At 43.2% G+C, this 26,115-nt stretch carries 18 protein-coding genes and 1 riboswitch; of the genes, 9 read left to right on the top strand and 9 right to left on the bottom strand.

Translation table 11 applies throughout. The features are described 5' to 3' along the window. Window positions 1-63: 63 nt before the first annotated feature. The 5 genes from tssK to ACYUCY_RS15970 all read left to right on the top strand — a co-directional run bounded on the left by tssK (window position 64) and on the right by ACYUCY_RS15970 (window position 8,117). A complete protein-coding gene (gene tssK / locus ACYUCY_RS15990; RefSeq protein ID WP_460227528.1) occupies window positions 64-1,401 on the top strand; it encodes a type VI secretion system baseplate subunit TssK in 1,338 nt (445 codons plus the stop codon). 143 nt (window positions 1,402-1,544) lie between these two features. Continuing rightward, window positions 1,545-2,957, top strand: a complete 1,413-nt coding sequence (gene tssL, locus ACYUCY_RS15985; RefSeq protein WP_460227527.1) for a type VI secretion system protein TssL, long form — start codon at window positions 1,545-1,547, stop codon at window positions 2,955-2,957. 50 nt (window positions 2,958-3,007) lie between these two features. Then, window positions 3,008-6,568, top strand: a complete 3,561-nt coding sequence (tssM, locus tag ACYUCY_RS15980; protein ID WP_460227526.1) for a type VI secretion system membrane subunit TssM — start codon at window positions 3,008-3,010, stop codon at window positions 6,566-6,568. Window positions 6,569-6,576: 8 nt separating this feature from the next. Beyond that, the gene (gene tagF, locus ACYUCY_RS15975; protein ID WP_460227525.1) at window positions 6,577-7,320 is read left to right on the top strand and encodes a type VI secretion system-associated protein TagF; all 744 of its coding nucleotides are present in this window, start codon (window positions 6,577-6,579) and stop codon (window positions 7,318-7,320) included. Window positions 7,321-7,388: 68 nt separating this feature from the next. Beyond that, window positions 7,389-8,117, top strand: coding sequence for a PP2C family protein-serine/threonine phosphatase (locus ACYUCY_RS15970; protein ID WP_460227524.1), 729 nt, complete (start codon window positions 7,389-7,391; stop codon window positions 8,115-8,117). Window positions 8,118-8,170: 53 nt separating this feature from the next. On the opposite strand, the gene ACYUCY_RS15965 is transcribed toward ACYUCY_RS15970, so the two are convergent. From ACYUCY_RS15965 to ACYUCY_RS15955, 3 genes are all read right to left on the bottom strand, one after another. Then, a complete protein-coding gene (locus tag ACYUCY_RS15965) occupies window positions 8,171-8,584 on the bottom strand; it encodes a group II truncated hemoglobin (protein WP_460227523.1) in 414 nt (137 codons plus the stop codon). Between the two features lie 115 nt (window positions 8,585-8,699). Then, window positions 8,700-9,029 (bottom strand): hypothetical protein, encoded by a 330-nt coding sequence (locus ACYUCY_RS15960; protein ID WP_460227522.1) that lies wholly within the window; start codon window positions 9,027-9,029, stop codon window positions 8,700-8,702. A gap of 210 nt (window positions 9,030-9,239) precedes the next feature. Next, the gene (locus ACYUCY_RS15955) at window positions 9,240-9,863 is read right to left on the bottom strand and encodes a DUF445 domain-containing protein (RefSeq protein ID WP_460227521.1); all 624 of its coding nucleotides are present in this window, start codon (window positions 9,861-9,863) and stop codon (window positions 9,240-9,242) included. Between the two features lie 175 nt (window positions 9,864-10,038). Continuing rightward, a riboswitch (ZMP/ZTP riboswitch) is annotated at window positions 10,039-10,172 on the top strand. Between the two features lie 26 nt (window positions 10,173-10,198). Between ACYUCY_RS15955 and ACYUCY_RS15950 the strand changes: the two genes are divergently transcribed. After that, window positions 10,199-11,473: a serine hydroxymethyltransferase gene (locus ACYUCY_RS15950; protein ID WP_460227520.1), complete on the top strand. Its 1,275-nt coding sequence runs from the start codon at window positions 10,199-10,201 to the stop codon at window positions 11,471-11,473. A 248-nt stretch (window positions 11,474-11,721) separates the two neighbouring features. On the opposite strand, the gene ACYUCY_RS15945 is transcribed toward ACYUCY_RS15950, so the two are convergent. Both ACYUCY_RS15945 and ACYUCY_RS15940 read right to left on the bottom strand, forming a co-directional pair. Continuing rightward, complete coding sequence (locus tag ACYUCY_RS15945; protein ID WP_460227519.1) at window positions 11,722-12,207, bottom strand: hypothetical protein; 486 nt, start codon at window positions 12,205-12,207, stop codon at window positions 11,722-11,724. A 144-nt stretch (window positions 12,208-12,351) separates the two neighbouring features. After that, the gene (locus ACYUCY_RS15940; RefSeq protein ID WP_460227518.1) at window positions 12,352-12,525 is read right to left on the bottom strand and encodes a hypothetical protein; all 174 of its coding nucleotides are present in this window, start codon (window positions 12,523-12,525) and stop codon (window positions 12,352-12,354) included. Window positions 12,526-12,652: 127 nt separating this feature from the next. Between ACYUCY_RS15940 and ACYUCY_RS15935 the strand changes: the two genes are divergently transcribed. Together ACYUCY_RS15935 and ACYUCY_RS15930 are read left to right on the top strand one after the other, a co-directional pair. Next, entirely contained in the window at window positions 12,653-16,537 is a 3,885-nt protein-coding gene (locus ACYUCY_RS15935) for a protein kinase domain-containing protein (protein WP_460227517.1), read from the top strand. A 23-nt stretch (window positions 16,538-16,560) separates the two neighbouring features. Further along, window positions 16,561-18,261, top strand: a complete 1,701-nt coding sequence (locus ACYUCY_RS15930; protein WP_460227516.1) for a hypothetical protein — start codon at window positions 16,561-16,563, stop codon at window positions 18,259-18,261. A gap of 49 nt (window positions 18,262-18,310) precedes the next feature. On the opposite strand, the gene ACYUCY_RS15925 is transcribed toward ACYUCY_RS15930, so the two are convergent. Together ACYUCY_RS15925 and ACYUCY_RS15920 are read right to left on the bottom strand one after the other, a co-directional pair. Next, a complete protein-coding gene (locus ACYUCY_RS15925; protein ID WP_460227515.1) occupies window positions 18,311-18,880 on the bottom strand; it encodes an ECF-type sigma factor in 570 nt (189 codons plus the stop codon). 287 nt (window positions 18,881-19,167) lie between these two features. After that, window positions 19,168-20,046, bottom strand: coding sequence for a dienelactone hydrolase family protein (locus ACYUCY_RS15920; protein WP_460227514.1), 879 nt, complete (start codon window positions 20,044-20,046; stop codon window positions 19,168-19,170). Window positions 20,047-20,463: 417 nt separating this feature from the next. On the opposite strand from ACYUCY_RS15920, the gene ACYUCY_RS15915 reads away from it, so the two are divergent. After that, on the top strand, window positions 20,464-20,862 hold the full coding sequence (locus ACYUCY_RS15915; RefSeq protein ID WP_460227513.1) for a hypothetical protein: 399 nt from the start codon (window positions 20,464-20,466) through the stop codon (window positions 20,860-20,862). Between the two features lie 16 nt (window positions 20,863-20,878). Here ACYUCY_RS15915 and ACYUCY_RS15910 read toward each other — a convergent pair whose 3' ends face one another. Together ACYUCY_RS15910 and purL are read right to left on the bottom strand one after the other, a co-directional pair. Further along, the gene (locus tag ACYUCY_RS15910; protein ID WP_460227512.1) at window positions 20,879-22,108 is read right to left on the bottom strand and encodes an AI-2E family transporter; all 1,230 of its coding nucleotides are present in this window, start codon (window positions 22,106-22,108) and stop codon (window positions 20,879-20,881) included. Between the two features lie 87 nt (window positions 22,109-22,195). Further along, the gene (gene purL, locus ACYUCY_RS15905) at window positions 22,196-26,107 is read right to left on the bottom strand and encodes a phosphoribosylformylglycinamidine synthase (RefSeq protein WP_460227511.1); all 3,912 of its coding nucleotides are present in this window, start codon (window positions 26,105-26,107) and stop codon (window positions 22,196-22,198) included. Between the last annotated feature and the right edge of the window lie 8 nt (window positions 26,108-26,115).

The raw sequence follows: 26,115 nt of genomic DNA, 5'->3' as shown, positions 1-26,115 counted from the left end.
GACATGTTTTTGTCGAACTATTATTAAAAACAAAAGATAAAGAAGAAATAACGGAAAATAATCATGGTTAAGAACAACAAAGTTGCATGGATGGAAAGCCAATATCTTTATCCTCATCACTTTCAGCAACAAGAACGTTACATTGAATCAAGAATAGAACAGCGAGCCAGTGCGATTCGGCCTTATGTTTGGGGATTTTCAGATATTAAAATTGACGGTTCATTGTTAAGCGATGGCAGGGTTGCACTTAGCTCTGCAAAAGGAATCATGCCCGACGGCTGCCCTTTCGACTTACCAAACAGCGCGCCTTTACCAATTCCGGTTAAACTGTCTTCGCAAGTCAAAAACCAATTGGTTTTTTTGGTGCTACCGCTCTATCAACCTGGATCACGTTATATTGAAACTCAAACCCAAAATGACAGCATAGCTTGTTATCGCTTACAACAGATCGAAGTATTTGATTATTGCAGTGATAACAATAATGTCGAACAAGTTGAAAGTGCGACATTACAATTTCGATTAGCGCTGGAAAGCGAAGACTTGGGCGGTTTTTTTTGCTTACCGATTGCGAGAATTTTGGAAGTCACCCAGGAAGGCGCCATTATATTCGATAAAAAATATATCCCACCAAGTTTAAACGTCGACGCAAATCTACAATTAAGTAACTATTTGGCAGATACAATTGGCCTACTGCAACAACGAGGTGATGCTTTATCCCATCGCTTTATCGCATCAAATCAAGAGGGCGGCTCCTCAGCTATTGCCGATTTTATGTTGTTGCAATTAATTAATCGCTATGAACCGCGATTACAGCATTTGAAATCAGCACAATCTGTTCATCCCGAATTCTTATATTTTGAGTTACTCGGCTTAATGGGCGAACTCGCGACCTTTACCACAACCGGTAAAAGGCCGCTGGAAACAGAGAATTACGATCACGACGATTTATACAGATGTTTTCAGCCGCTAATGGATCATCTCGGTAGACACCTCAGTGCAGTGCTCGAACAAACTGCCGTGTCTCTTCCCGTTGAAGAACGTCAATACGGAATTCACGTATCACGAATTAACGATCGCAGCTTGATGACTCAAGCGCGCTTTGTGATTGCTATTAATGCGGACTTACCTACAGATCAATTGCGCAACCATTTACCCAGCCATATCAAAATTGGTTCAGTGGAAACCATCCGCGATTTGGTTAACAACCAATTGAGCGGCGTAACCCTGACCGCGCTTCCAGTTGCACCGAGAGAAATCCCTTATCACGCAGGTTATGTTTACTTCGAGCTAGATAGCCATAGCGAACAATGGCAGCAATTAAAAACGTCAGGTGGTTTTGCGTTTCACATCGCTGGTGAACTACCGCAACTCGCAATCGAGTTTTGGGCGATTCGTTCATAGTTTATTTTTAATTTTCGATTGATATTATTTTCCATCGATATTTACCAACTATTACTAGCTTTTTTTTAACAAAAACATATACGTAAGCATAAGAAAATATTTTCCCAAAAAGATTCGAAATTTGATTCTAGGATGAACTCGACATGGAATACGAAGACAACACCGTTATCAAGCCCCGTCCGGGCGGTCGAACATCCTCTCCTCGCGGAAATCCCGATAGCAACTCTGATCTGAGCGATCAAACTGTAATAAAACCAAGGCCTCGCCCAGGTGGCAACAAGACTTCCCCTCAAACGTTTAGCGATGGCGCTGACAACACCGTTATTAAACCTAGGAAAGCGCGTACGCTGAATATAATGCTTAATTTAAAAGCGCCAAATTCTGCCGAGGTACTTAAACAATCTCCGCTAATTGATGCCGCAAGTTCCTTGTTGTCATTAACACCTCAACTGCGTCAGCTTGACGGCAAAGTCGATATCTACTCTTTGCGTCAACACGTCACGCAGCTTATTAGCCGATTTCAACTGCAATTAAAAACCGTTATTGAAGACCTTGAGGTTCGCAGTAACGCTTCATATGTTGTGTGCTCGCTCATAGATGAAACCGTACTCAATACCCCATGGGGAGAAAATAGCGCATGGAGCCAAAAGCCTATGCTCAGTCAATTTCATCAAGAGACCTACGGTGGCGAAAAGGTCTATGCCATCCTCGACAATGCGATGTTGTCGCCAACACTTTACTACGAGCTAATAGAACTTATTTATCTGAGTTTGTCTTTGGGCTTTCTGGGTAAGCTACGCATCGACCCGCAAGGAGCGGTAAAAGCAGAACAGATTCGCAGCCGAATCTACGATGTACTCAATCAAAGTCGTGAACGTTATCAACGTGAGCTCTCTATTCACACAAAACCCGCAAATAGTTTAAAAAATCGCTTACACAGTTTCTTACCCTTGTGGCTCTTTGTCGCCACGCTGACTTTGGCGGCTTTTGGAATTTTTAATTATCTGTTAATTGATTTGAATAAGCGCTCCGATTTAAGCCGTGATCAATTAGTTAATTTAATTCCAGTCCAAGAAGAAACGAAATTACCTGAAAATCGCTCACGACAAGAAGCGATTACTTTACGACGCCTACTCAGCGATGAAATTGACCGCGGGATACTCAGCGTTGACGACTATCGGACCCACACCTCAATCGTTTTGCATTCCAATGAACTTTTTGATTCCGGCAGTACTGACATCGATCAAGCGTTTTTCCCAGTATTGGACAAAATCGCCAAAGCACTCGAAGCTATTCCCGGACGGATAATCGTTTCCGGCCATACCGACAACTTAGCCATTCGAACACCACGCTTCCCCTCTAACTGGCATCTTTCACTCGCCCGAGCGAGCGCCGTGGTTCGTTACATTGATGAGGCCGCCGCTTTGCAAGCAAGATTATTACCTGAAGGCAAAGGCGAGAGTTTACCCCTAGCAGATAACAGCACGGTGGAAGGTCGCGCTAAAAATCGCCGCGTAGTCATAGATATTTTTCACGAAAATAATAGTTTGCTGTAAGTACTTGAGCCACATCTGGCTGCAAGATAATTTGATAATTGGAGGAAGCGGTGAGAAGGTTTTTCACATTCATAAGCCAGGGATGGTTACTAGCATTGCTGGGGATAATTTTATTGTCTCTAATAATTTGGTTTATCGGGCCATTAATCGCCATAGCCGAATACAAACCTCTTGCTTCCGAGAATATTCGCCTTGCGACTATCTTCACCATATTTATTATCTGGGGATTAAATAATTTGAGGGTGAGAAACAAAAGTCAAAAAACGGAACAAGCCTTCGCAAAAAATCTGATGACGGAAGAAACGCAAGAAACGAAAGATTCGAAGAAGAATAAAAATGATCAGGCAAAAACTCAAGATGAAGAAGTGCTAGCAAAGCGACTAAACGATGCAATTAGGATGTTGCAAAGCTCCAAAGTCGGCAAAAAGGGAAAACTCTATACACTTCCTTGGTACATGATCATCGGTGTACCAGGATCAGGAAAAACCACAGCACTAAAAAACTCCGGCTTACATTTTCCATTACGCAGTAAGCTCGGTGACGAGCCTGTTCAGGGAGCTGGCGGCACTCGTTACTGTGATTGGTGGTTTACCGACGAGGCAATACTAATTGATACCGCCGGGCGCTATACCAGCCAAGATAATCCAAAAAAAGTTGAAACCCGTGCTTGGTTAGGGTTTTTAAGTTCACTGAAAAAAATGCGGACTAAACGACCGCTTAACGGCATTATTCTGACCATTAGCATGCAGGACGTGCTACAAAAAACTGCCACGCAAAAAGGGATTCAAACCACAGCTATTAAACAGCGCATTCAAGAGCTAAATAATCACCTTGGGATGGAACTACCGGTCTATGTAGTATTCACCAAAACCGACATGGTAGCGGGATTCAACAGCTTCTTCGCAGATTTAGAACAAGATGAACTGAAACAAGCTTGGGGTTTCACTTTTCCCGATACCCGCGCAGAAAAAACTAGCGATTTACTGGGCCGGTTCAATGAAGAATACGATATTCTTATGCAACGTATTAATAGCCGCGTTCTCAATCGACTTAACCATGAAAAAAACCAACAGCGTCGTACTCTAGCCTACGAATTTCCTCGACAAATGCATTCGCTGCGCAAACAACTGCATGAGTTTCTAACTAATATTTTTATACCCAATCAATTTGAAACCCCTTTTTTACTGCGCGGCGTGTATTTTGTTAGCAGCACACAAACCAATATGGCCTCACAATGGGTATCAGGGATTTTACCAACAGATCAATGCGCGCCTCCCGTCGACATTGTTAGCAAAGAACCAAAAACATTTTTTGTTAACAAGCTATTGAATGAAATTATTTTTCCAGAAGCGAATATGGCAACTGTCAACGCGAAAGCGAAACATCGTTACCAGTGGATTTATCGCGGTGCCTTGGCTATATCCACCTTCGCCTTCGCGGGTATGCTGGTAGCTTGGGAAAACAGCCGCCGTCTAAACAACAGCTATATTGAAAACTTAGATCAGCAAGTACAACAATATAGAAACGTTACCAACGATGGTTTAGAAAACGATCACGATTGGTTAACTCTTGCCGCCGGACTGAATGAGCTGAAAGGCTTAACCACCGGCTTTGACGAAGGCAGCAATCGTAAAACAATACAACAGGGTCTCGGTCTTTATCAAGGCGACAAACTCGGTTCACAGGCACAGCTTACTTATCTAAAATCACTCGAATCGTTTTTTATGAATGATTTAGGGGAGATGTTAAGCCGACAAATCAGTGCTGCCAAAAATGATGACGAACGTTTATATGAAGCACTAAAGTTTTATTTAATGCAGTATTATAGCGAAAAAATGGATCAGGAAACTTTCGTTACTTGGGTTAATGTTTTATGGGCGCGCCTTCTTCCCGGTGACAGTAATCAAGTTTTGCGTGAGCACTTAAACGTCCATCTAATCAATGCTCTCAATAATCAAGTGGCGCCCACTCCAATTGATCAACAACTTGTCGACAGAGCAAGAGAAATACTCATCCGCACTCCCCTCGAAGAGCGAGTATATCGGCATTTAAAGAATGATTATTTAAGTCAGAACAAGGATCAGTACAGCATTCAAGACGTATTAGGAAAAAAAGCCGAAGTCATTTTTTATCGTCCTAGCGGAAAACCCCTAAGCGAAGGCATTCCAACTTTATTTACTTACCAAGGATTCCACACCGGATTTAACGTTCAAAATAAAACCTTGGCCCAAGATCTTGCCAAAGAACAATGGATCTACGGCGATTCAGTTCTTGAGCCTCTGGGCGAAGAAGAAATAGAAAGAATTACCGAAAGTGTTAACGAGCAATACTTCAATGAGTACAATGCACGCTGGGAAACTCTAATTGAAGATCTACAAATAAAATCGTTTAGCACGGTGAATCGCGGCCAAGCCGTGTTGCGCTTGCTGGCAAGTTCCGATACGCCGCTAGTAAAAGTACTCGAGAGTATCCGTAAGAATACGGCATTAAGCGAAGCCCCTGCCGTCTCCGGCGCAACGACAGAACTCGCTAGCAATATTAATAGCCAGATAACCTCAAATAAAAAAGATCGCCTCGAACGCTTAGTACCTGAATCTCTCAGCATTAGCAGTATCCGTCTGCCTGGCCATGCGGTAACAGAAAACTTTGACGCTCTTAACACCTATATCAATCTCGATGACGGTTTACCGCTACAACAATTGCAACAATCACTCAAAGGCCTAAATGAATATTTTCAAACGCTAGCTTTTGCTGGCAACTTAAAGCAAGCAGCGTTCCAATCTAGTTTAGACTCCGAAGAAGGATCAAGCTCAACAACGACAGTACGCAGAGCGATAGCGGAATCTCCACGAGAAATTCAACAGTGGTTTAATTCTATTACCAGAGATACCAATCGCGTAACTGCAGCGGCCACACAAGGCCACATGAACAATGTTTGGCAAACCGATGTATTAAGTTTCTTTAACCAGGCTTTAAAAGACCGATACCCAATAAATCCAAAGTCAGACCGCGATATCAAACGCGCCGACTTCACAAAGTTTTTTGGCCCCGAAGGAATAATTCAAGAATACTTTCGCACCAATATCGAGCCCTTTGTCGACAGTAGCCAAACTCCATGGCGTTGGAAAAAAAATATTGGTTTAGCCGAAAGCTCATTACGATTCTTTGAACGAGCGCAACGAATTAATACGGCCTACTTTAGCGAATCCGCGACATCGCCAGAAGTTAATTTCTCACTCCGCCCTCACGCGCTCGATGGTGTAGTAATTGGTTTTCTGTTAGAAACCGGGGGTAATTCTCTCCGTTACAACAATGGCCCACCCACAACAACAAAACTTACATGGCCCGGTTCCGACGGGGAGCTTTCAAAAATCACCTTCACTCTAGCCAGTGGCGGCACACCGATTAGTGCAAGAGCAGAAGGTGAATGGAGCTGGTTTCGCCTTTTGGACAATCATGCCAAGCAAGAAAACCAAAATAATAGCGACGCAATAAAACTCACTTTTTACGTCAACAGCGTTAAAGCCGAATATGATTTGTTGCCGCAAAGCGCCTTCAACCCATTCGGCAATAAAGATCTTCAAAACCTTACGCTACCGGATCGCTTGTAAATATTCTTATGGACAAACAACCTGATTCAGAAAGCTGCGGCATGTTCGGAAAAATTCCACAGCAAGCAGATTTTATCAGTCACCATTTACCCACAGAATTTACCGAGTATTGGCACGGCTGGCTGCAGTCGTCACTGAGCGTCAGCAAAGAACAGCTCGGTGATACTTGGTTAGACTATTACCTTACCAGTCCCGTGTGGCGCTTCGCGATTATGCCTAACATAATTACTTCGCAAGCGATTAGCGGAGTACTCATGCCCAGCGTGGACGAAGTTGGACGCTATTTCCCTTTAAGTATCGCGCATATTGGTAACCACCAAGTATGGGCCGCAAACTTACATGGCGAAGAGTGGTACCAATCGCTAGAAAACGTTGCGCTGCATGCATTGAATGAAAACGTACCTTATTCAGATTTCGTTGGGCATTTTGAAGCCCTTGAACCAGCTCGATTCGAGGCCATGCCAAAATACCAAGCCTTGTCTTCTGTTCACAGCAATAATCGTAATCAAGCAATCATGAAACCCGAAAACTGCAGCGCAAATAATCTCGCTTTAAGTTTATTGGCAAACGCTTACAAACGGCTATTAGGAAATCATAGTTTGTGGTGGACCGAGGGTTCGGAACAGGTTGACCCCTGTCTTATTATCAGCGCAGATCTACCGGACGCGGGACAATTCGCAGCAATGTTAGACGGCGATTGGCAAAAATGGGGATGGTCCCAAGAATTGATTCTTAGCGACACAGAAAATTAAGAGCGATTTTGTAAGAATTATTTTCTACAGAATTTGAGTTGTAAAAATCAGGAAGATTACAAAACTGTATGCCAATAGTAACTGAAAATATTGAGACCAGTAGCCTAACTCATACCGGCACCATAAGAAAAAAAAATGAAGATGCCTTAGTCGCGATGCCCAAAGCCGGATTGTGGGCGGTAGCTGATGGTATGGGTGGACATGAGGCGGGGGATTATGCCAGCCAATGTATTATTGGCCACTTATACCAAGCCGGTTTAGCTTTCAACGGCATGAATCTAGTCAACAAAGTTCCCGATATTCTCAAAGCCGCTAATCTAGAAATATTCAATTACGCCAGACAACGAGATGAAGAAAGTATTGTTGGCAGCACCGTTACATTATTAATCATGGAAGGTGATAAATACCACTGCTTCTGGTCCGGCGACAGCCGCTGTTATTTGCTTCGTGAAAACATCATCAAACCCCTGACGCAAGACCACACTGAAGCCTACGAATTATTTGAACAAGGCCGAATAAGTGCCGATCAGATCGAAACCTGCCCAGAATCAAACGTGCTCACCCAAGCGATAGGTATCGATGAAATCCCTTACATCGACTATACCCAAGATTACATTTATGAAGATGACAGATTTTTATTGTGTACCGATGGAATAACAAAAGTGTTCTCTGATCAGAAAATACAGATGTTTTTACAAGAGAAGAATATCGACAAGATCAATCAAGGATTTTTAAATGAAGCCTTGGAAGCTGGAGCGCCAGATAACTTGAGCAGTATTATTATTGGCTTGCTGTAAGTGGCGAAGGCCTCTTACGAGACGCAGCGAATCTAAAAAATAAAGAGTATTCATTAGCTACTACATGCGACCCGAATACTTTCAGCGGGGACTCGCAACTGCTTGATCAAATAAATTTTGAATTCTTCTTCAAAAGGTTGTTCTTCTACCGCTTTTTGCATACATAAAATCCATGCCTCTGCTTCACTATGCCCAATAGGCAGATGTTTATGTGCGGCAGGAATATTGATGCCGCCAAAATTTTCCGAATATAGTTTTGGACCACCCAACCATCCAGACAAAAAATATGTAAGCTTTTTCCTTGATACATCGAGATCAGATTTATGCATAGCTCTAATCGTTCTAGCTTCGGGTAACGAATCCATATAATTATAGAATGAGTCAACAAGCTTAGTGAGACCAGCCAATCCACCAGCCGCATTATATGAACTATCCGCAACGCCATAAGAAGGGATCTTAGCAGGCATATATTTTTTCCAAGTTTATCGAAATACTATTTAGCTTCTGGCTTTACCAAAAAAGCAATAGGAATAGAAGATTAAGCCACCAAGTAAGCATATTCCAACGAAGATATAGCCGTCATTAATGTTTACTCCTATCTCTTCTTTGTCTAAATTTAAAAAATAATACAATAAAAACAGGCCAAAATAATGTGTTTATCATGTCATGTATGCTGTTTGACCAGCGCATATACCCTACTGATTTATAGTCATCGTATAGATCTACTGACTCCATACCCATAGCCAAAAGTAAGACTGGGATAAGACAAATAGGAGTGACCTTAGCTTTTTTCCACAAAATAATCGTTGCAACAAACACTGCAAGGCCAATATGAATGTGTATGGCGTCCTTAGACAAGCCAATAAAATCTACAATTTGTAATTTTAAACTTTGATACGTAGAAGTATTCATCACTTATTGTTTATAGGCCTACTGTTAAAAATAAATTAATGCGCAATATTTTTCGATCCAGATGAGCATTAGAAACAACTAAATAAATTTTTTGCTCGATCTTGCTGAGGAACATCTGCTTGAACCAGTAACCATGGCTACTTTATTCATAAGAATATTTCCAACCTTTAGAATTTACTAAGTTTATGGTCAATGCATACCTCTTAGCGGCTAACTAAACAAAAGTATAAAAGTTAACTGTAATGATCCAATTACAAATCCCAAAACTGCGCCGAGTATTTCTATAAATCGAAACTCTTTCGCTAAGATATCATAGAGAATTTTTTCTAAACGATCACTGGAGAAATTGCGGACTTTTTCTTCTACCAATTGTTGTACATCGAGTGATCCACTATCTGCTAAGGTTAATCTTTCGACGAGACTTGGCAACTGCTCCATCAACTCATCGGCGAAGGCAAGTTTTATTTTTGCTAAGGTTTGCGATCGCAGCAACAGCCTTGACACAACACCAACACGACGAAGTTTATCGCGAATAAACGTTTCGCTTTGTTGATTAATATACTCTTCGTATATTTCCCGACTGCGCTGATTGGTTAGTCGCAACACCAGGTCATCGGAAGACAATAAATCGTCGGCTACGATCTTACCTAGCTGAACCGCAATATCGGGTTGACGACGCGGCAAAATTCCCTGCACATCGAAAAACAAACATTTTATTGGTTTACGTGGATGGAATAACATTTTTATCGCAATGTAATTAGTTACCCAACCAATTAGAGCAGTAATCAAGGGGAGAGAATAAATAGCGACTGAAAACTGACTGAAATCGAGCAAAATCAATAACTTCCTAATGACTTAAAATTATTCTTATCTTATATCAAAATTTAAGCGAAGGTGTGACTCAAAGAAACTTTTAACAATTAACCACCGCAACTGAACATGCGCACGATACTGGTCATAAAATATTTAACGTCGTGCTTGCGAAAGTACAGCTACTCCGTTAACCTTTCCCGCGTTGTGTGACTGGCGAAAACTCTAGCATCAGAACCCTAGCGGTTTGAATATAGAGCGAGTGGTAAACCACTAGGGAGCACAACAATGTCAGTGATGACAGTTTTCTAGCCGATCGCCTGGGCATTTTCCTTTTAACTTAATTAAGGAGAGCGCCCATGAGCGATAACTCTTTTGTAGACTACTATTCCCTTTTAAAACAGAACGATCCCGCAATTTACTCCGCATTGATTGGCGAACAACAACGCCAACAAGATGGGATTGAATTGATCCCCGCTGAAAATTATACCTATCCCGAAGTGCTCGGTTTATTAGGGTCAGTTTTTACTAACAAGTACTCAGAAGGGTACCCCGGCCGACGCTATTACGGTGGTCAAGAATTTACCGATAACATTGAAGACATAGCGCGAGAGCGCGCCTGCAAGTTATTTCGCGCGGAGCATGCTAATGTCCAACCTTTGTCGGGATCACCGATGAATCAAGCGGTTTATCTCGCACTACTAGAACCCGGCGACACCATACTGGCGATGGAGCTATCCCACGGCGGACATTTAACCCACGGTGCGCCGGTATCTCATATGGGAAGATTGTTTGATTTTGTACGCTACAAAACTGATCCGAGTAGTGGTGAAATAGATTTCGATCATTTACGCAAACTGGCCTTAACGCGAAAACCAAAATTAATTCTTTGTGGTTATTCTTCTTACCCAAGAGATTTAGATTACCTAAAATTTAAAAATATCGCCGACGAATGTGGCGCTTTTACGATGGCAGACGTCAGCCACATTGGTGGCCTGGTCGCGGGCAATGTCATGAACAATCCCCTTGATGCCGGTTTCGATGTGATGACAACAACATCTCATAAATCCCTGCGCGGACCTCGTGGCGGGATTATTTTATCTAGTCAGGACTTGTCGAAAAAAATTGATGCTTCGGTATTTCCAGGATTACAAGGCGGCCCTCACATGAATCAAGTCGCCGCTACTGCATTTACTTTGTTGAAAGCCAGTGAACCTGCGTTTAAACGATATAGTCAGGACATACTCGACAATGCGCAGCAACTCGCTACGAGCTTAAGTGATGCGGGAGTAAGTTTAATTACCGGGGGGACTGAAAATCATCTATTGGTTGTAAATACTATCGATAGTTTCGGTATAGATGGCAATAAAGCCGAAGCGGTTCTGGATGCGGTGGGCATTACCACTAACAAACAAGTTATCCCTGACGATCCCCTTCCCCCCTTACGACCGAGTGGCATTCGAATCGGCACACCTGCCGCTACCACTCGCGGTATGAATAAAGCCGACATGAAAAAAATTGCCGCTTGGATGGTGGCAGCAATCAAAAATCGTGATAAGCCGGAACAATTGGAGACCATTGCGAGTCATGTTAAAAACCTCTGTCGCCAGTTCCCAATTCCGGGCTTGAAATAAATTAACATTCAAAAAAATGCCCACTCAATACTGAGTGGGCTAAAAGGGATTCTAAGGTGGAGTAAAACTTAACAATAAGAACATCCCTGTGCCCTTGTTGCTATCCATACATGCCGAAATTTTATCGCATCCATAATTCCTTGAACTTTATCGGCATTTAGTTAAATCAAATTTTTATTTTTACTCGGGAGTCTCTTAAACGAGGATCTCTTGAACGTAAGTCTCTTGAATAAGTAAAAATTTTTGCGCTAGCAATGTCCCATTGCTTCGCATAATCCAATCACCAACACACCCAAAGTCACGCCCGCGCCCGTCAGCATGGCGGTAATCGCGCCTGCCGATACACCCGTTAACGCAGCAATTACCGTCGCCAGACCCGCCATCGAATAACCGGACGCCGCTAGTACTGCTGGGATAGACATTCCACCCGACGCGATGACGGAAGCGCCTAAGGCAGCCACGAGTGCGCTGTATGTCAAAGTGGTACAAACCGAGCAACCAAAGCTACCGCCCAAAAGCTTCGATTTTTCATTGTGTTTTTCAACTTCTTCAGCGATATCACTTTTCAATTTCGATTCTTCCGCATCGCTTAAACGGTCTTGAAAACTTTTGGGTGCGAGCTCGAACACATCCTTACCTTTATTCTCTGGGCGCTTTAGCGCTTCAAACGCTTCGCGTATTTCTTGTCCGATTTGCTGTGCTTGACCTAATTGCTGATCCGATACGTCTGTCATAACATCCTCTCTTGTTACCGTTTATTTGTAAAAAGTACTCAGTTGTTAATTTATGCTGGTAACCTAGCGCTACCGCATCTCGCCGATAGATAAGTAAAATATCTAACTTCTAATCAACTAAGCGGCATCGAGAATGAAATCCCCTCAAAGAGTTTTAGAAAAACGAAAAAAATTACCTTTCCATATCTGAATGGCGTATTCACTACGGGAAATGCACGCGGGCAAAGCACGCTCCTTAGCTACCTTGGCTAGGCTCGAATCGGGTCGCCACGGTAAATCTTTGTCGGTTTCTTCGACACAATCTTCACTATGCGTCATTTAGGGATCAATCCCCTCATAGCGATCAAAAATAATTTTATTCCGCAATAAGGTATTCAAAACTATTGTAGTACGGCGCCAAATACGCATACTATCCAGCCAAACTACTAAATATAAATAGATCACCATGGAACAATTCAAACTCGTCGAGGAAATATTTTCCGAGGCCATAGAACAAAATCCAACTGCTCGATCGAGTTATGTCGAAAGTCGCTGTAATGGTGACAAACGACTACAACGGCAAGTGATGGCTCTATTGCACGCCGACGGGGACTCGGAAAATTTCTTGTCGCAGCTGTCTGAGCATTTATATCCACTGATTAATGAAGTTCCTCAGGAGCGCATTGAGCACTATCGTATGCTTGATCGACTGGGTGAAGGTGGTATGGGTGTTGTTTATAAAGCGTTTGACGAGAAGCTACAGCGTAATGTTGCGATTAAATTCTTATCGAGCTTACGCGCGAATAACGAGTCAGATAAACAACGTTTTATTAATGAGGCGATGGCGGCCGCACGTTTAAATCATGCCAATGTTTGCGAAGTATTTGAGATCGGGGAGACAGATGACGAACAATTATTTATCGTCACCGCATTCTGTGAAGGGAAAAATCTTGCCGAACTCATTCAAGACAAGTCCTTAACTATTGGCCAGCTTGTAACGATAATGCTTCAGCTCTGTGATGCCTTGTGCACCGCCCACAGCAAGGGGATTTATCATCGAGATTTAAAACCCGCTAATGTTATTGTCAGCGACAATATGCAAGCAAAACTCGTTGATTTTGGAATCGCCAAGATTTCTGGAAAGGATATTTCGCAAACGGGCCAAGTTATAGGTACCTTTTCTTATATGTCACCGGAGCAATTCAGTGGCTCAATGATTGATCAGCGCTCAGACATTTGGTCTTTAGGCGTTCTTTTGTTCGAATTGTTAAGCGGTCAACGTCCCTATGCTGGTGAAAATGCCGCTGAAATTATGTATCAAATTTTTAACGGTTCGGCCCGCCAGCTCGAAAGCAAAAACTTACCTCTGCACAATCGTTTTGACCAGATTATTGCTCGCTGCTTACAGTTGGATAAGCAGCGGCGTTTTCATAGCTGCGAATTATTGATGACTGAGTTGAACGCTATATTGCGCAGTCTTCATGATACAAATCAGTTTGACTACCGACCTAACTATCTAGAAAGTTCATCAAACGCCAAAGACATTACTAGCAAAACGTTTAGCGAATATCGCAAAATCATTGCAATGGGCATTCGACTAACGAAAGATCAGGAAGACATAATAGAAAAAATTAAGCGCGCAATTAAAAAATCTAATGGTGTTGTGAGTCATCAACGAGATAATTTACTCTTCGCTTATTTCGGTTATCCAAAATTGGGAGAAGGCGCCGCTGATAGCGCGATATCTTGCGCCCTAAAAATCGCCAGTATTAACGACAGTAATTACGAAGATATTATTGCTACCATCGCGGTACATAATGCTCCCGTCGTCATACATGATGATTTCAAAACCGGTAATCGTCAGTTGTCCGGCGACATACCCGGTAGCCTGGCGCCGCTACTTGACCTCCACCCCCCCTCTCCGATTGTTGTTAGCGCTTCAGCCAATAATCGTTTACGAAAATCCTTGAGTGAAGAAAATATTTGGCAAGAGAAAAAGTATCAAGACGAGTCTTTGTTTTTATTAGATAAACACTACAGTGAACATGAACTTGTCCAACGGCACATCCATTACCATTCTCGCTTGATGGGTAGATACCATGAATTGGGTTTACTCGAGTCGGCTTGGCGTGACACTTTGGAGGAAGAGCCCCGTGCGATTTTAATAACGGGTGATGCGGGGATTGGTAAAAGTCGGCTAGTGCATGAATTACAAAATTCTTTGAGCATGAAGTCGAAATATCAACTCTTAGAATGTGCCTGTGACCCCAATCATCAAGACACCGCTCTGTACCCAATTATCCAAGGATTTAAGTCCTTGGTCGTCAACCACGAAGAAAGCAGCGAGGGTATATCACACCAGAGTATTAAGGCATTTTTTAAAAAACTGGGCATCAACGATCAACAAACAACAAACACTTGGTCTTGGCTATTAGGGCTATCCGTAGAAAACCCTGATGACCTCGGACTTCAACAATCGCCTGAGTCTTTAAAAAATCAAAGTTACAAATCTGCTGAGCTACTGTTGAGAAAACTCTGTAGCACATCACCAATTTTATTTGTGTTCGAAGATTTACACTGGGCTGACGCTAGCACGCTTGAATGGCTCGACACACTTTTGTCATCGCCACTGCCTTCTGGGCTTATGTTAATACTCACCGGCAGACCTGAATTGTTTAATCGCTGGCGATCCTATAGCGTGCTCACTCAACTCTCATTGCGAAATTTAGGCAAGGTAGATTCAAAAGACCTTATTCACGATCTAAGCGGAACGACACAACTCGATGATGAAACAGAAGGTTTGATCTTAACCAAGACTGCTGGCAATCCCTTATTTATTGAAGAGTATGTGAAAATGCTACTCGGTAAGATGCGCGGTGGTAGTGCCGAATTAACGCACAGTGAAACGCCGGAGAGCCTTGAAGACATCTTGCATTCTCGACTCGATTATTTAGGCGGTTCCAAAATAGTCGCGCAAGCTGCCGCTGTTATAGGACGCACTTTCAAAGAAAACCTATTAATTGAATTGCTACCCGAATACAAAAACTCGGTATCGCAGGAATTAATCAAATTAACGGAATCCGACATTATCTTCCGATCCAACGATTCTGAATTCAGTTTTAAACACGCTTTAATCCGAGACGCCTTGTATAGCTCTCTCCCTCACGCTCAGCAAATCCCTCTACATCACACGCTAGCAACGGTGCTTAGCGATGCTACTACACAAGATAACGTGGAAAACGCTGAGCAAATCGCCACGAATTATTCTTTAGCGAAAGAATATTCTTCAGCGTGTACATGGTGGTTAAACGCCGCAAAAAATGCACAACGAAATTACGCCATCATCGAAACTATTCGTTTATGCAAGCGCGGTTTAGCCGACTTAGCATATATAGAGCACTCAGTTGATGTCGACCGACTTGAATTAGAATTTCACATGATACTCGGACCTGCTTATAGCGCGACAAATGGCTATGCCGACGAAGATGCGGGAAAATCTCACGCTCGCGCCTTGGAGTTAGGCAAAGAACTAGAGTGCGTCGAACTTACATTTCCGTCGATGGTAGGCTTGTGGGCGAATTATTGTGTGCGCGCGCGCCATCAACAGGCATTATCTCTGTGCAAAAAAATGTGTGATCTCGCTGAGCAAAGTAACTCGAATGATCTAAGAGTTGAGGCCCACATGACCTCGGGTACAACAGCAATGTTTATAGGTCAAATAGAACAAGCGAAAATAGATTTTGATACGGCGTTAAAACATTATTCGAGCTCAATGTCGCAAGCACATATTCGTATTTATGGCCAAGAACCAGCGGTTGTTATCTATAGCTTTTATGCCATCGTCGCAGAGGCGATGGGCAACCCAGATAAAGCACTGCAATTAAGTAACGACGCTGTAGAAATAGGGCGCAAAGCAAATCACCCCCTCTCTCTTTCGTTTGCTTTGGGATTTGCCGTACACATTCGTATTCGTCAGCAACAATTCGACATTGCAAAACAATTAATAGATGAAAACCGATTGCTCTGCGATGAACATGGTACTTTCGTATTTCAATTATTGGGTGCCGTTCAAGAAGGCATTCTGTTGCTCTCTCAAGGCTCAACTGGACAAGGAATCAACGCCTTGCATAAAAGTATTCTCGCTTACAAAGCGATGGGGACAGAAATATTTTTAGGTACCTGGTCTGGAATGCTCGCTTTGTCATATTTAAAGCTGGGGGAAATAGACAGCGCTAAACAACAACTTGAGGAAGGCTTACTTCAGGTTAAAAAAAGCGGTGAATACTCTAGCCAACCAATACTCGATGTTGCGGCGCAGCAGATAGAAAACCTTGCAAAGCAGAACAGATAATACTGAGAAAAAGGGCGAAAAAAATGAATACAAAATCGCAAATCGACGGCAACCTCGGCATTCACGGCCAAGAAAAGATGCGTGATGGCGGACCCAAGTGGTCTTACTTTCGTAAAGATGTCGTCGACTATGAAACAGAATTGTTATACGGCAGCAACGGGCCTTGGCCAACGCCATCTCCAGGGAGACCCTTATCTGAGTTTGCTGAAGTCTGCAACTTACCGCAAGCCGAACATAAAGATTGGAAAAAAAATGTTTCCCGTATGTATATGTGGATTATTGCAACGCGGTTTATCCCCGGTTTATGGTGGGCTTACGTAAAATCCAAAGGGCAATACGACAAATTCAATGATGAGCATTTCAATGCTCATATCACCAACGGCATGTACAGCAAATTTCTATGCGAACTAGATAAAGGTGATGCATCGTTATTTGAAGAAAGAATCCCTGAGATAAAAACCAAACCTGAGTTATATTTAAAAATGGATTTTAGCGGCATGGAATGGATTGTTCATAAAACTTATCCCGATACTTATGTTGCTCCCACGATCGCATTATTTAAAATTTTGCCCAATTCCAATGGCAACAATTACCCCGACTACCAAGCCGTTGCCATACACATTTATCAATGCGATGAGGAATTTAAAAAGATTGATGACACTGCCGACACGCTCGTTCCCGACTATGTTGATCCGCAGCTATCGAAGGAAGATAAAAATCGTTGGGAACTTGCGAAGTACTACGTGTTACAAGGCGCTGTACATCGCATCAATATGACGGAACATGGCTTGTTGCACTTTCCTCACGATGCGGTAAACGCTATTACCAAATCGATTTTGCCTACCCAGCACCCATTGTTTCGCTTGTTTCATCCGCACCTTCGCCTGTCCTTGGCAGTCAACAACGCCGTGTTAGAAGGAACCTATTCTTTATTGAGTCGAACCAACTGGGTTGTTTATTCGCCTTTTGCTGCAGAAGGAAAGTACACACGACGATTAATTCCAGACGGTTACGTGGGGCGGCCTGGAAAGCCCAATGCTTTTCCGGTTTACCGCTTTGATCCCGAACCAAAATATCCGAACACAAGTTACGGTGTTTATTTAGAAAAAAATTATAAGATTTTCTTAAAGTTCGTCACTTCAGTTATTAAAGAAACACTACCCGCGGAATATCTTAGCGATGACAACTCCGGGGTTCGTCGGAATTGGGAACTCATCGCTTTATGGGGGGAATCAATTGCTGAATGGGTTCCGGGGTTTCCTATGCGAGAAGACCTTCTCGAAGAAAACGCTGAAACTCAACGTGTTAGCTGCAATCGCGAGCTTTTAATCAAAACCGTTGCAAAAATGATTTGGACACTGTCCGTCGCCCACGCCGGTGACCATTTTGGTTTTGGACAAGCCGGACCCACTCGGAACGTATTTAGAATCCACGTTAAACCACCCTTAAAAGATGTCGTTGTTGAAGATAGTTTTTTTAAGAAATTGGTTAAACCCTGGGATTTATTTCAATCGTATTTAACTAATGAATTATTTTACAAACCGCACAATACCGTAGACCTGGTCGACGTCACTTACGATTTTAAAAATCACCCCAACGAATTAAAGATCCAAGGTTTTAGAGATTTATTGGTGAAAGAACTAAAAGAGTGCGATATTGAAGAGCATCAACGTGATGAGAAGTTACCGCCATTAGGAGATGTGTCGAGTAGTATTCAATACTAATGTTTTAAAAGCGCCCTGGCCTAAGGCATTACTATTTTTCTTCTGCACTTTATTTTTCTTCTGTAACGGGTTTCAACTCATTGTAGACCCAAGCTTTCGCAAAGCGTAGGTCGCGGTCAACAGTAGCCTCGGAGATGCCGAGGCTACTCGCAATCTCTGGATAGGTCATGCCGCCAAAGAAGTGCAATTCCAAAACGTCTGCTTTGCGCGAATCAATGCCTTTTAATTGAATCAAAGCGCCATCTAGGTCCAGTAGTTCTTGTTCCGTCTCTACTTGAGGAAGTTCGTTTAAATCGATTTGCGTTAACTGTAAATCGCCGCCGCGTTTTTTTCGCAAGCGGGAACGGGCTCGATCAATCAATAAGCGTCGCATTAAACGTGAGGCAACGGCAAAAAAATGGGCACGATCCTGCCAATCAACTTTTACATCAATTAAATCAATGAAAGCTTCGTGAACTAGTTCTGTTGCTTGAATGGTAGGGTTTCGCTCACCACCAATATGTTTCGCGCTTAGCCTACGCAAAGTTTGATAAATTATGGGGGTTAATTGTTGGAGGGCTTCATCATTCCCTGATCGCCACGACGACAATAACTGTGTAACAGGCGTTTGTGTATCCATCGATGATTCAGCTGAGAGCTCGTTGCTTGGCTATCCTTTCCTATTAATTTAATGGGCCCCAATTCCTTTCATTGCGACCAAGACTCCGCATATTACTGGTCTTAATCGATTGAAACAAGGCGACTTGCGACAGATTGAAATGTACTCAGAGTAAAATAATTTTTAAAACCCTAATATTTTATTTGGATTACAGACAGTTAGGGTAAACAGAGAGAGGAAGAACAAGAGGAAAAACTGCCCGCTGTGAATACTATCAGCGGACAGTTGAACGTACATTAAATGTGGATCTAAGCTAGGGAATTTTCAAACAATACTAACAAGCGACTCCAAGCTCGTTCAGCTTGTTCTTGATTGTAGACCCTAGAATCCGGCGGACACCACCCATGCATAGCACCTTCATACACTTCGATTTCAGCTTTCAAGCCAGCATCAGCAAATGATTTCTTGAGGGTGTTTTTTGCTTCGGGATCATTTTCGTCATCATTGACGGCTATGGCAATTAAGAACTGTGCTTTCATTTTCGGAATTAGAAGATGCGGACTACTGTCAGCATCCGTTGCTAAACCTCCGCCATGAAAGGTCGCACCTGCACCGATCCTATCAGGCACTGCGGCAGCCGTTCTCATTACGATAGGCCCGCCCATGCAATATCCTGTTGTACCAATTTTTTTGCTGGTATCTACGGAAGCTTGCGCATCTAGATAAGCAACAAATGCCTTAGCGTCAACTGCCTGAGTAGTTGGCGTCAAACTGCGGGCCATGGGCAGGACCTTGTTACGAATCTCTGGGTCTTGAAAGCTCGCGCCTTCAGGAACCACCGGTGCCTTTGCACCACGATAAAACGGGTTGACGACGAGTACAGAATACCCAGATTCCGCCAAACGTTTGCCCATCATTTTAAATGCCGGTCGTAAACCGATGATGTCTGGCCAGACAATAACAGCCGGATGCTTACCGCTAGCAGGGTGCACAAAATAGCAATCTGCCACGCCATCCGGCGTCGTTACATTGACCTCAGATTCTGTAACGGTCTGTGCATTCGCCACCTGCGGTAACAGTGCCGCCAAACTCGCTGCCGTTGCCAAACCGCCGAATTCACGTCGCGTAAATTTTCCTTGTTGAGCAAAATATTTTTCATTATCTTTTTCGGTTATTTCATCACACATAGAAGTCTCCAGGGTTAGTATTCAATGTTTATTGTTATCAATAGTATCGAGTGAATCAGATGTTCTAATAATTATTTTATAATGCGTATTCTTCGCTATCAGCCACCGCATTTCACAATTAGCCTTTTTGTAGGTACGGTCTACAAGCCTTGCAGCGCGAAAAGTATTCTGAGTAGCGACAATTCTATATCGCCTCACGCTAGAATTCATAGCCTTGAAATTGACTTAAAAAATATTTACCTTACGCTTGCCAGTTATGGCATTCGATCACAAAGTCTAGGCTCAGGATGAGACAACATGACAAATTAAAAGGTTTCTTGAAAACTGATATTTCATGTGAATTTATATCAAACAACGAGGTCAAACTCAGCTATCAAGTTGTCATTCAATGGCCTGAACGCGAATGGAAGATAGACTGTGAAATCGTTACCAAATAGTAAAAACTCACCAGGGCCAAAATTCTCGCGCCATCGAAAGAACGTTCGGCGAGCATTACTATGCAGCCTCTTACTCAGCGCTCCGATATTAGCCTCTGGGCCCAAGCCCGACATAGACTCTGCACTCGCAGCACAAGCGAAGGGCTTACTAGAAAAAATTATTGGTACTGATGCTGAGATCACTGTTAAAACAGAGGAAGAGGTGACCTGGAATAATGGCGCTATGGGTTGTCCGCAACCAGAGGGAGTGTATTCTCAGGCGTTGATTCCTGGTTATCGCATCATATTAATTGCCAATGACCGGGAATATGCTTTTCACGGCAGAAATAATGGCGAGCCCTTTTATTGTCAAACGCCGGAATCAACCAAAAAATATTAACTCAAGTGCTGCAAGATTATTTTTCTGAATCAGTTTCGCTAGCTCCGAGTTCTGAATTTTTTGGTTTTAAATCCTTCGATTCTATATCAGCGCAGTCCTGCGCTTCTTGATCATCACTCTCTTGTCGATCGTCAGTACGCTTTGAATCTTTTGAATCAGTCTCGCCTATTTTTAAATGCGATACACCTTCTGGATTAAACTCCAAAATAAACATGTTCCATAAAGCAAAAAATAACGCAGCTATTAATGGCCCTACTACAAAACCGTGAATCCCAACTAATGCTAAACCACCCAAAGTAGATAACAACACAATATAATCAGGTAATTTTGTGTCGCGTCCAACTAAAATGGGGCGCAAAATATTATCAACCATACCGATTACTAACACGCCGAATGCAATCAATGAGATGCCTTGGATGTAATCCCCTATAGCCAACAAATATATCGCGACCGGAGCCCAGATCAGTGCGGTTCCAACTGCAGGAATGAGTGATGCGATTGCCATAACCATGCCCCAGAGCAGCGCCGGCTGAACACCTAAAACCCAAAAGATCCCGCCACCTAAAGCTCCCTGAACCAAACCAACCACTAAGTTCCCTTTCACTGTCGCACGCGTCACTTCCGAAAATTTTGCCAGCAACAATGTCTCTCTTGCATCGTCTAAAGGAAAAGCAACTTTCATCCAAGCGACTATAGTTTTACCATCACGCAACATGAAAAACGCGAGGTATAGCATGAGACCAACACTCAGAAAAAAACCTAGCGTATTCTGACCAATGGAAAGGGATTGTTTCGCGATAAAATCTACCCCAAACGCGAGAAAACTATTTAGCTTTTCCTTAATATCATCTAAATCAAATCCGAACGATGCCGCCTTTTCTTGTGCGATAGGAAATGCGCTCGTGATTTTATCAAGATAATCACTAACGTTGATTTCACCTGATTCATATTTACGAAAAAGGTTGGTCGCCTCACCAATTACCGAACTTAAAATAAACACCACAGGTATAACGACAACGAGTATTGCAACAAGCAAGGTCACCAAACTGGAAATATTTTCTCGGCCTGGAAAAACGCCCAATAGTCTTTTTTTAATAGGGTGAAATAGAACGGCGAGAACGCAAGCCCAAAGCAATGGGGCGGCAAAAGGCAGCATGACCAACAAAAAAGCTAAAGAGGCCGCTGCCAACACCCAAACAAAAATATGTTTTTCTTCAATACTAAAATCAGACTTATTTTTTTCCATTGTTCTTATCCCTGTCTGTGCACAATAAATGTTAAGTCAACTGACGGTCTCTAATTATTAAACATGTAAGATAAAGATCGAAAATAATTAATCAATAGAATTTCGGACGCTCCTAAACATCTTCATCCAGGGACCATCTTCTAGCCATTCATCAGGATGCCAAGAATTATTAACTGCGCGAAATACACGTTCTGGATGCGGCATCATGATTGTCGCGCGTCCGTCCGCCGAACTAAGCCCGGTAATACCTTTTGGTGATCCATTTGGGTTGGCTGGGTATCGTTCGGTATTTTCAATCAAGTTATCGACATAGCGCATCGCGACCAACCCGCTTGTATCGCAGCGTTGTAAACTTTCTTCACTGGAAAACTCTGCACGCCCTTCCCCGTGCGCAACCGCTACTGGAAGATGGGAGCCCGCCATGGATGATAAAAACAAAGAGGGAGATTGTTGAATTTTTACCAAACTAAAACGCGATTCGAATTGCTCTGACTTATTTTTTACAAATCGAGGCCACAAATCTGCCCCTGGAATGAGTTCTTTTAAAGTCGACATCATCTGGCAACCATTACATACACCCAAGCTAAAACTGTCATCGCGATGAAAAAAATCTTGAAACTGCTCGCGCAACTTCTCGTTGAATAAGATAGTTTTTGCCCAGCCCTCTCCCGCTCCCAAAACATCACCATAGGAAAAACCACCGCAAGCAACCAGGCCAGTAACATCGTTTAAACTATAACGGCCACTCAACAAGTCACTCATATGAACGTCGATGGAAGAAAATCCAGCACGATCGAAACAGGCTGCCATCTCAACGTGACTGTTAACACCCTGTTCACGCAAAATAGCAACTTTGGGTTTTGTACCCTTACTAATATATGGCGCACTTTGATTTTCTGCTTCGTGAATATCGAAGTTTAACGAAACGCTTAAGCCTGGGTCATCAGCAACAATACTTTCAAATTCTTGCTGCGCTGATTCGGGGTTGTCTCGCAGGGACTGCATGCGATAGCTCGTTTCGCTCCACATTGTTTCCAGTTGTGGGCGACTATTCGCGTAGACAATTTGCTCCTTAAATTTAAACGTTAAACTTTGGTCGGCAATAACGGAACCAAGGGTATGAATATTTTTTACCAAACCAAAATCTGCAAAAATATTTTTAACACTCTGTAATTTTTCGTTTTCAACCTGCAAAACACAGCCGAGCTCTTCACTGAAGAGCGTCGCGAGCAGGTCGTCATTCGAAGTCGCGCCCTGTAGTAATGAATCCAGTTCGATATTGAAGCCACATCGACCCGCAAAAGCCATTTCAGCCACAGTTGTAAATAACCCGCCATCGGAGCGATCGTGATAAGCGATGACAGCGGCCTCGTTCAAACATTGTTGCATTGCGCTAAAAAAACTTTTTAGTTGTTCGGCATCTTCAAGGTCCGGCGTTGTTTCACCAAGTTGGTTATACACTAGCACCAGAATGGAGCCCCCCATTCGTTTGTTTGAGTTTGCCAAATCGACAAAAAGCAAACTTGTTTCACCACGATCCGCTCTCAATTGTGGAGTTAGCGTGCGTCTCACATCAACAACTGGCGCAAAAGCAGAAATAACCACCGACATCGGTGCCGTCACCGCTTTGTCTTCATCGCTTTCTGACTGCCAAGCAGTACGCATTGACATTGAATCTTTACCAACCGGAATAGTGATTCCTAATTGCGGACACAATTCCATACCGATTGCTTCAACAGTTCGATACAGTTTTTCATCTTCTCCGTCACAACCGGCGGCACACATCCAGTTTGCGGATAACTTAATATCGCTTAATTGAGCAATTGAAACGCCAGCAATATTGGTAATTGCCTCCCCAACAGCCATTCGACCTGAGGCCGGTGCGTTGAGTAAGGCTAAAGGCGTTCGCTCTCCCATCGCCATGGCTTCACCGTGATAAGAATCGTAAGCAACGGTTGTTACCGCTGCATCAGCAACCGGTACTTGCCACGGGCCTACCATTTGATCACGAACAACTTGGCCACCAACAAAACGATCACCGATGGTAATCAAAAACTTTTTACTCGCGACACTGGGATGTCGCAACACGCGCTCAACAGCGTCGGCAACAGAAATATCACTACCGGAAAATTCGCTAGACACTCCATAAGAGCGCCGAGCTTCACGATGCATTTTTGGTGGCTTGCCAAATAAAACTGACATCGGTAAATCAATCGGCGCGTTATTAAATTCTGAATCTTCAACGACGATTTGTTTTTCTTCAGTTGACTCGCCGATAACCGCATAGGGGCAACGTTCACGCTCACAAATCGATTGGAATTGCGCGAGGTCTTCATTTCTTACCGCTAAAACATAACGCTCTTGCGACTCGTTACACCAAATTTCCAAAGGACTCATTCCCGGTTCGTCGTTGGGCACTTTGCGTAACTGAAACTTGCCGCCGCAACCACCATCTTTTACTAACTCTGGAAATGCATTCGATAAACCACCAGCACCGACATCATGAATAAAAGCAATAGGATTTTGGTTGTCTAATTGCCAACACTGATCGATTACTTCTTGGCAGCGTCTTTCCATCTCTGGGTTCTGTCTTTGCACAGACGCGAAATCTAAATCTTCGGTCGATGAACCGGAAGCCATCGACGATGCCGCGCCACCACCCAAACCAATTAACATTGCTGGGCCACCCAAAACAATCAATTGAGTACCCGCCGCGAATTCTGGTTTGTCGACATGATCAGTTTTTATATTTCCGTAACCACCAGCCAACATGATGGGTTTGTGATAACCGCGACGTTCACCGTTAAAGGTTTCTTCGAAAGTACGGAAATATCCACAGATATTGGGACGACCAAATTCATTGTTAAAAGCAGCGCCACCGATCGGACCCTCTAACATAATATCGAGAGCGCTAACGATACGGTTAGGCTTGCCGTAATCCTGTTCCCAGGGTTGGTGAAAGTTTGGAATTTGTAAATTAGAAACTGTAAAACCGGTTAAGCCAACTTTTGGTTTCGAACCGCGCCCCACCGCACCTTCGTCACGAATCTCTCCACCTGCGCCGGTACCCGACCCAGAAAAGGGGGCTATTGCGGTTGGGTGATTATGGGTTTCCACTTTCATTAATAAGTGAATAGGTTCTTGCTGATAGCGATAGGTTTTAGTCTCCGGGTCTGGATAAAAACGCCCCGCGATATTACCCGTAACGACAGCGGCGTTATCCGCATAAGCAGACAAGACATTATCACCGCCCAAGACGTTGGTGTTTTTAATCATTTGGAACAGCGATTGGCTTTGCTCTTCGCCATCAATTGTCCAGCTGGCATTAAAAATTTTATGTCGGCAATGTTCGGAGTTTGCTTGCGCAAACATCATTAGTTCTACATCAATCGGGTTGCGGTTTAAGCCTTGATAACTTTCTAGCAAATAATCAATTTCATCATCAGCCAAGGCTAAGCCGAGAGAATTATTTGCATCAATCAAAGCCTGCTTACCTTGCTCAAGAATATTAATCGCAGATGCGGGGCTCGGTGCTTCGTTCTTAAATAGAACGCTGACTTGCTCACAATCGCTGTAGACGTTCTCGACCATTCGATCATGTAGCAACCCAGAAACATTAGCGATTGTTGTATCGCTGCCATAGACTGTGTATTGAATACCACGTTCAATCCTCGCGACATCGGTCAAACCAACATTGTGAGCAATGTCCGTCGCTTTCGAAGCCCAAGGTGATATTGTTCCCGCTCGAGGAACAACGACGAGCATGTCTTGAGATTGTGAATTTGCAGGTTGGGTTTGCGCTTGCTGTTGCGGTCCGTACTCTAATAATTTTTGCAAAATACTCAGCTGTTCAGCTGTTGGTTCACTACCGTGATAAAAAATAAAATGCACGTAGTTCGCGCTCAAACCTATTATCGATTTATCTAAGGCTTGTACGGATTGCAAAAGTTTTTGACAGCGAAATTCAGAAAGTGCTGGAGCGCCATGCAGGGTCAGCATAGGAATTG

The organism is Aurantivibrio infirmus, from assembly GCF_054767315.1.
Note: the sequence above shows the minus strand (reverse complement) of the source record. Positions and strands in the feature narration are given on the sequence as shown.

Bases quoted from the DNA above. Each gene is read 5' to 3' on its own strand.
- tssK (WP_460227528.1), top strand. From the start codon at position 64: ATGGTTAAGAACAACAAAGTTGCATGGATGGAAAGCCAATATCTTTAT.
- tssL (WP_460227527.1), top strand. From the start codon at position 1,545: ATGGAATACGAAGACAACACCGTTATCAAGCCCCGTCCGGGCGGTCGA.
- tagF (WP_460227525.1), top strand. From the start codon at position 6,577: ATGGACAAACAACCTGATTCAGAAAGCTGCGGCATGTTCGGAAAAATT.
- ACYUCY_RS15970 (WP_460227524.1), top strand. From the start codon at position 7,389: ATGCCAATAGTAACTGAAAATATTGAGACCAGTAGCCTAACTCATACC.
- ACYUCY_RS15965 (WP_460227523.1), bottom strand. From the start codon at position 8,584: ATGCCTGCTAAGATCCCTTCTTATGGCGTTGCGGATAGTTCATATAAT.
- ACYUCY_RS15960 (WP_460227522.1), bottom strand. From the start codon at position 9,029: ATGAATACTTCTACGTATCAAAGTTTAAAATTACAAATTGTAGATTTT.
- ACYUCY_RS15950 (WP_460227520.1), top strand. From the start codon at position 10,199: ATGAGCGATAACTCTTTTGTAGACTACTATTCCCTTTTAAAACAGAAC.
- ACYUCY_RS15945 (WP_460227519.1), bottom strand. From the start codon at position 12,207: ATGACAGACGTATCGGATCAGCAATTAGGTCAAGCACAGCAAATCGGA.
- ACYUCY_RS15940 (WP_460227518.1), bottom strand. From the start codon at position 12,525: ATGACGCATAGTGAAGATTGTGTCGAAGAAACCGACAAAGATTTACCG.
- ACYUCY_RS15935 (WP_460227517.1), top strand. From the start codon at position 12,653: ATGGAACAATTCAAACTCGTCGAGGAAATATTTTCCGAGGCCATAGAA.
- ACYUCY_RS15930 (WP_460227516.1), top strand. From the start codon at position 16,561: ATGAATACAAAATCGCAAATCGACGGCAACCTCGGCATTCACGGCCAA.
- ACYUCY_RS15925 (WP_460227515.1), bottom strand. From the start codon at position 18,880: ATGGATACACAAACGCCTGTTACACAGTTATTGTCGTCGTGGCGATCA.
- ACYUCY_RS15920 (WP_460227514.1), bottom strand. From the start codon at position 20,046: ATGTGTGATGAAATAACCGAAAAAGATAATGAAAAATATTTTGCTCAA.
- ACYUCY_RS15910 (WP_460227512.1), bottom strand. From the start codon at position 22,108: ATGGAAAAAAATAAGTCTGATTTTAGTATTGAAGAAAAACATATTTTT.
- purL (WP_460227511.1), bottom strand. From the start codon at position 26,107: ATGCTGACCCTGCATGGCGCTCCAGCACTTTCTGAATTTCGCTGTCAA.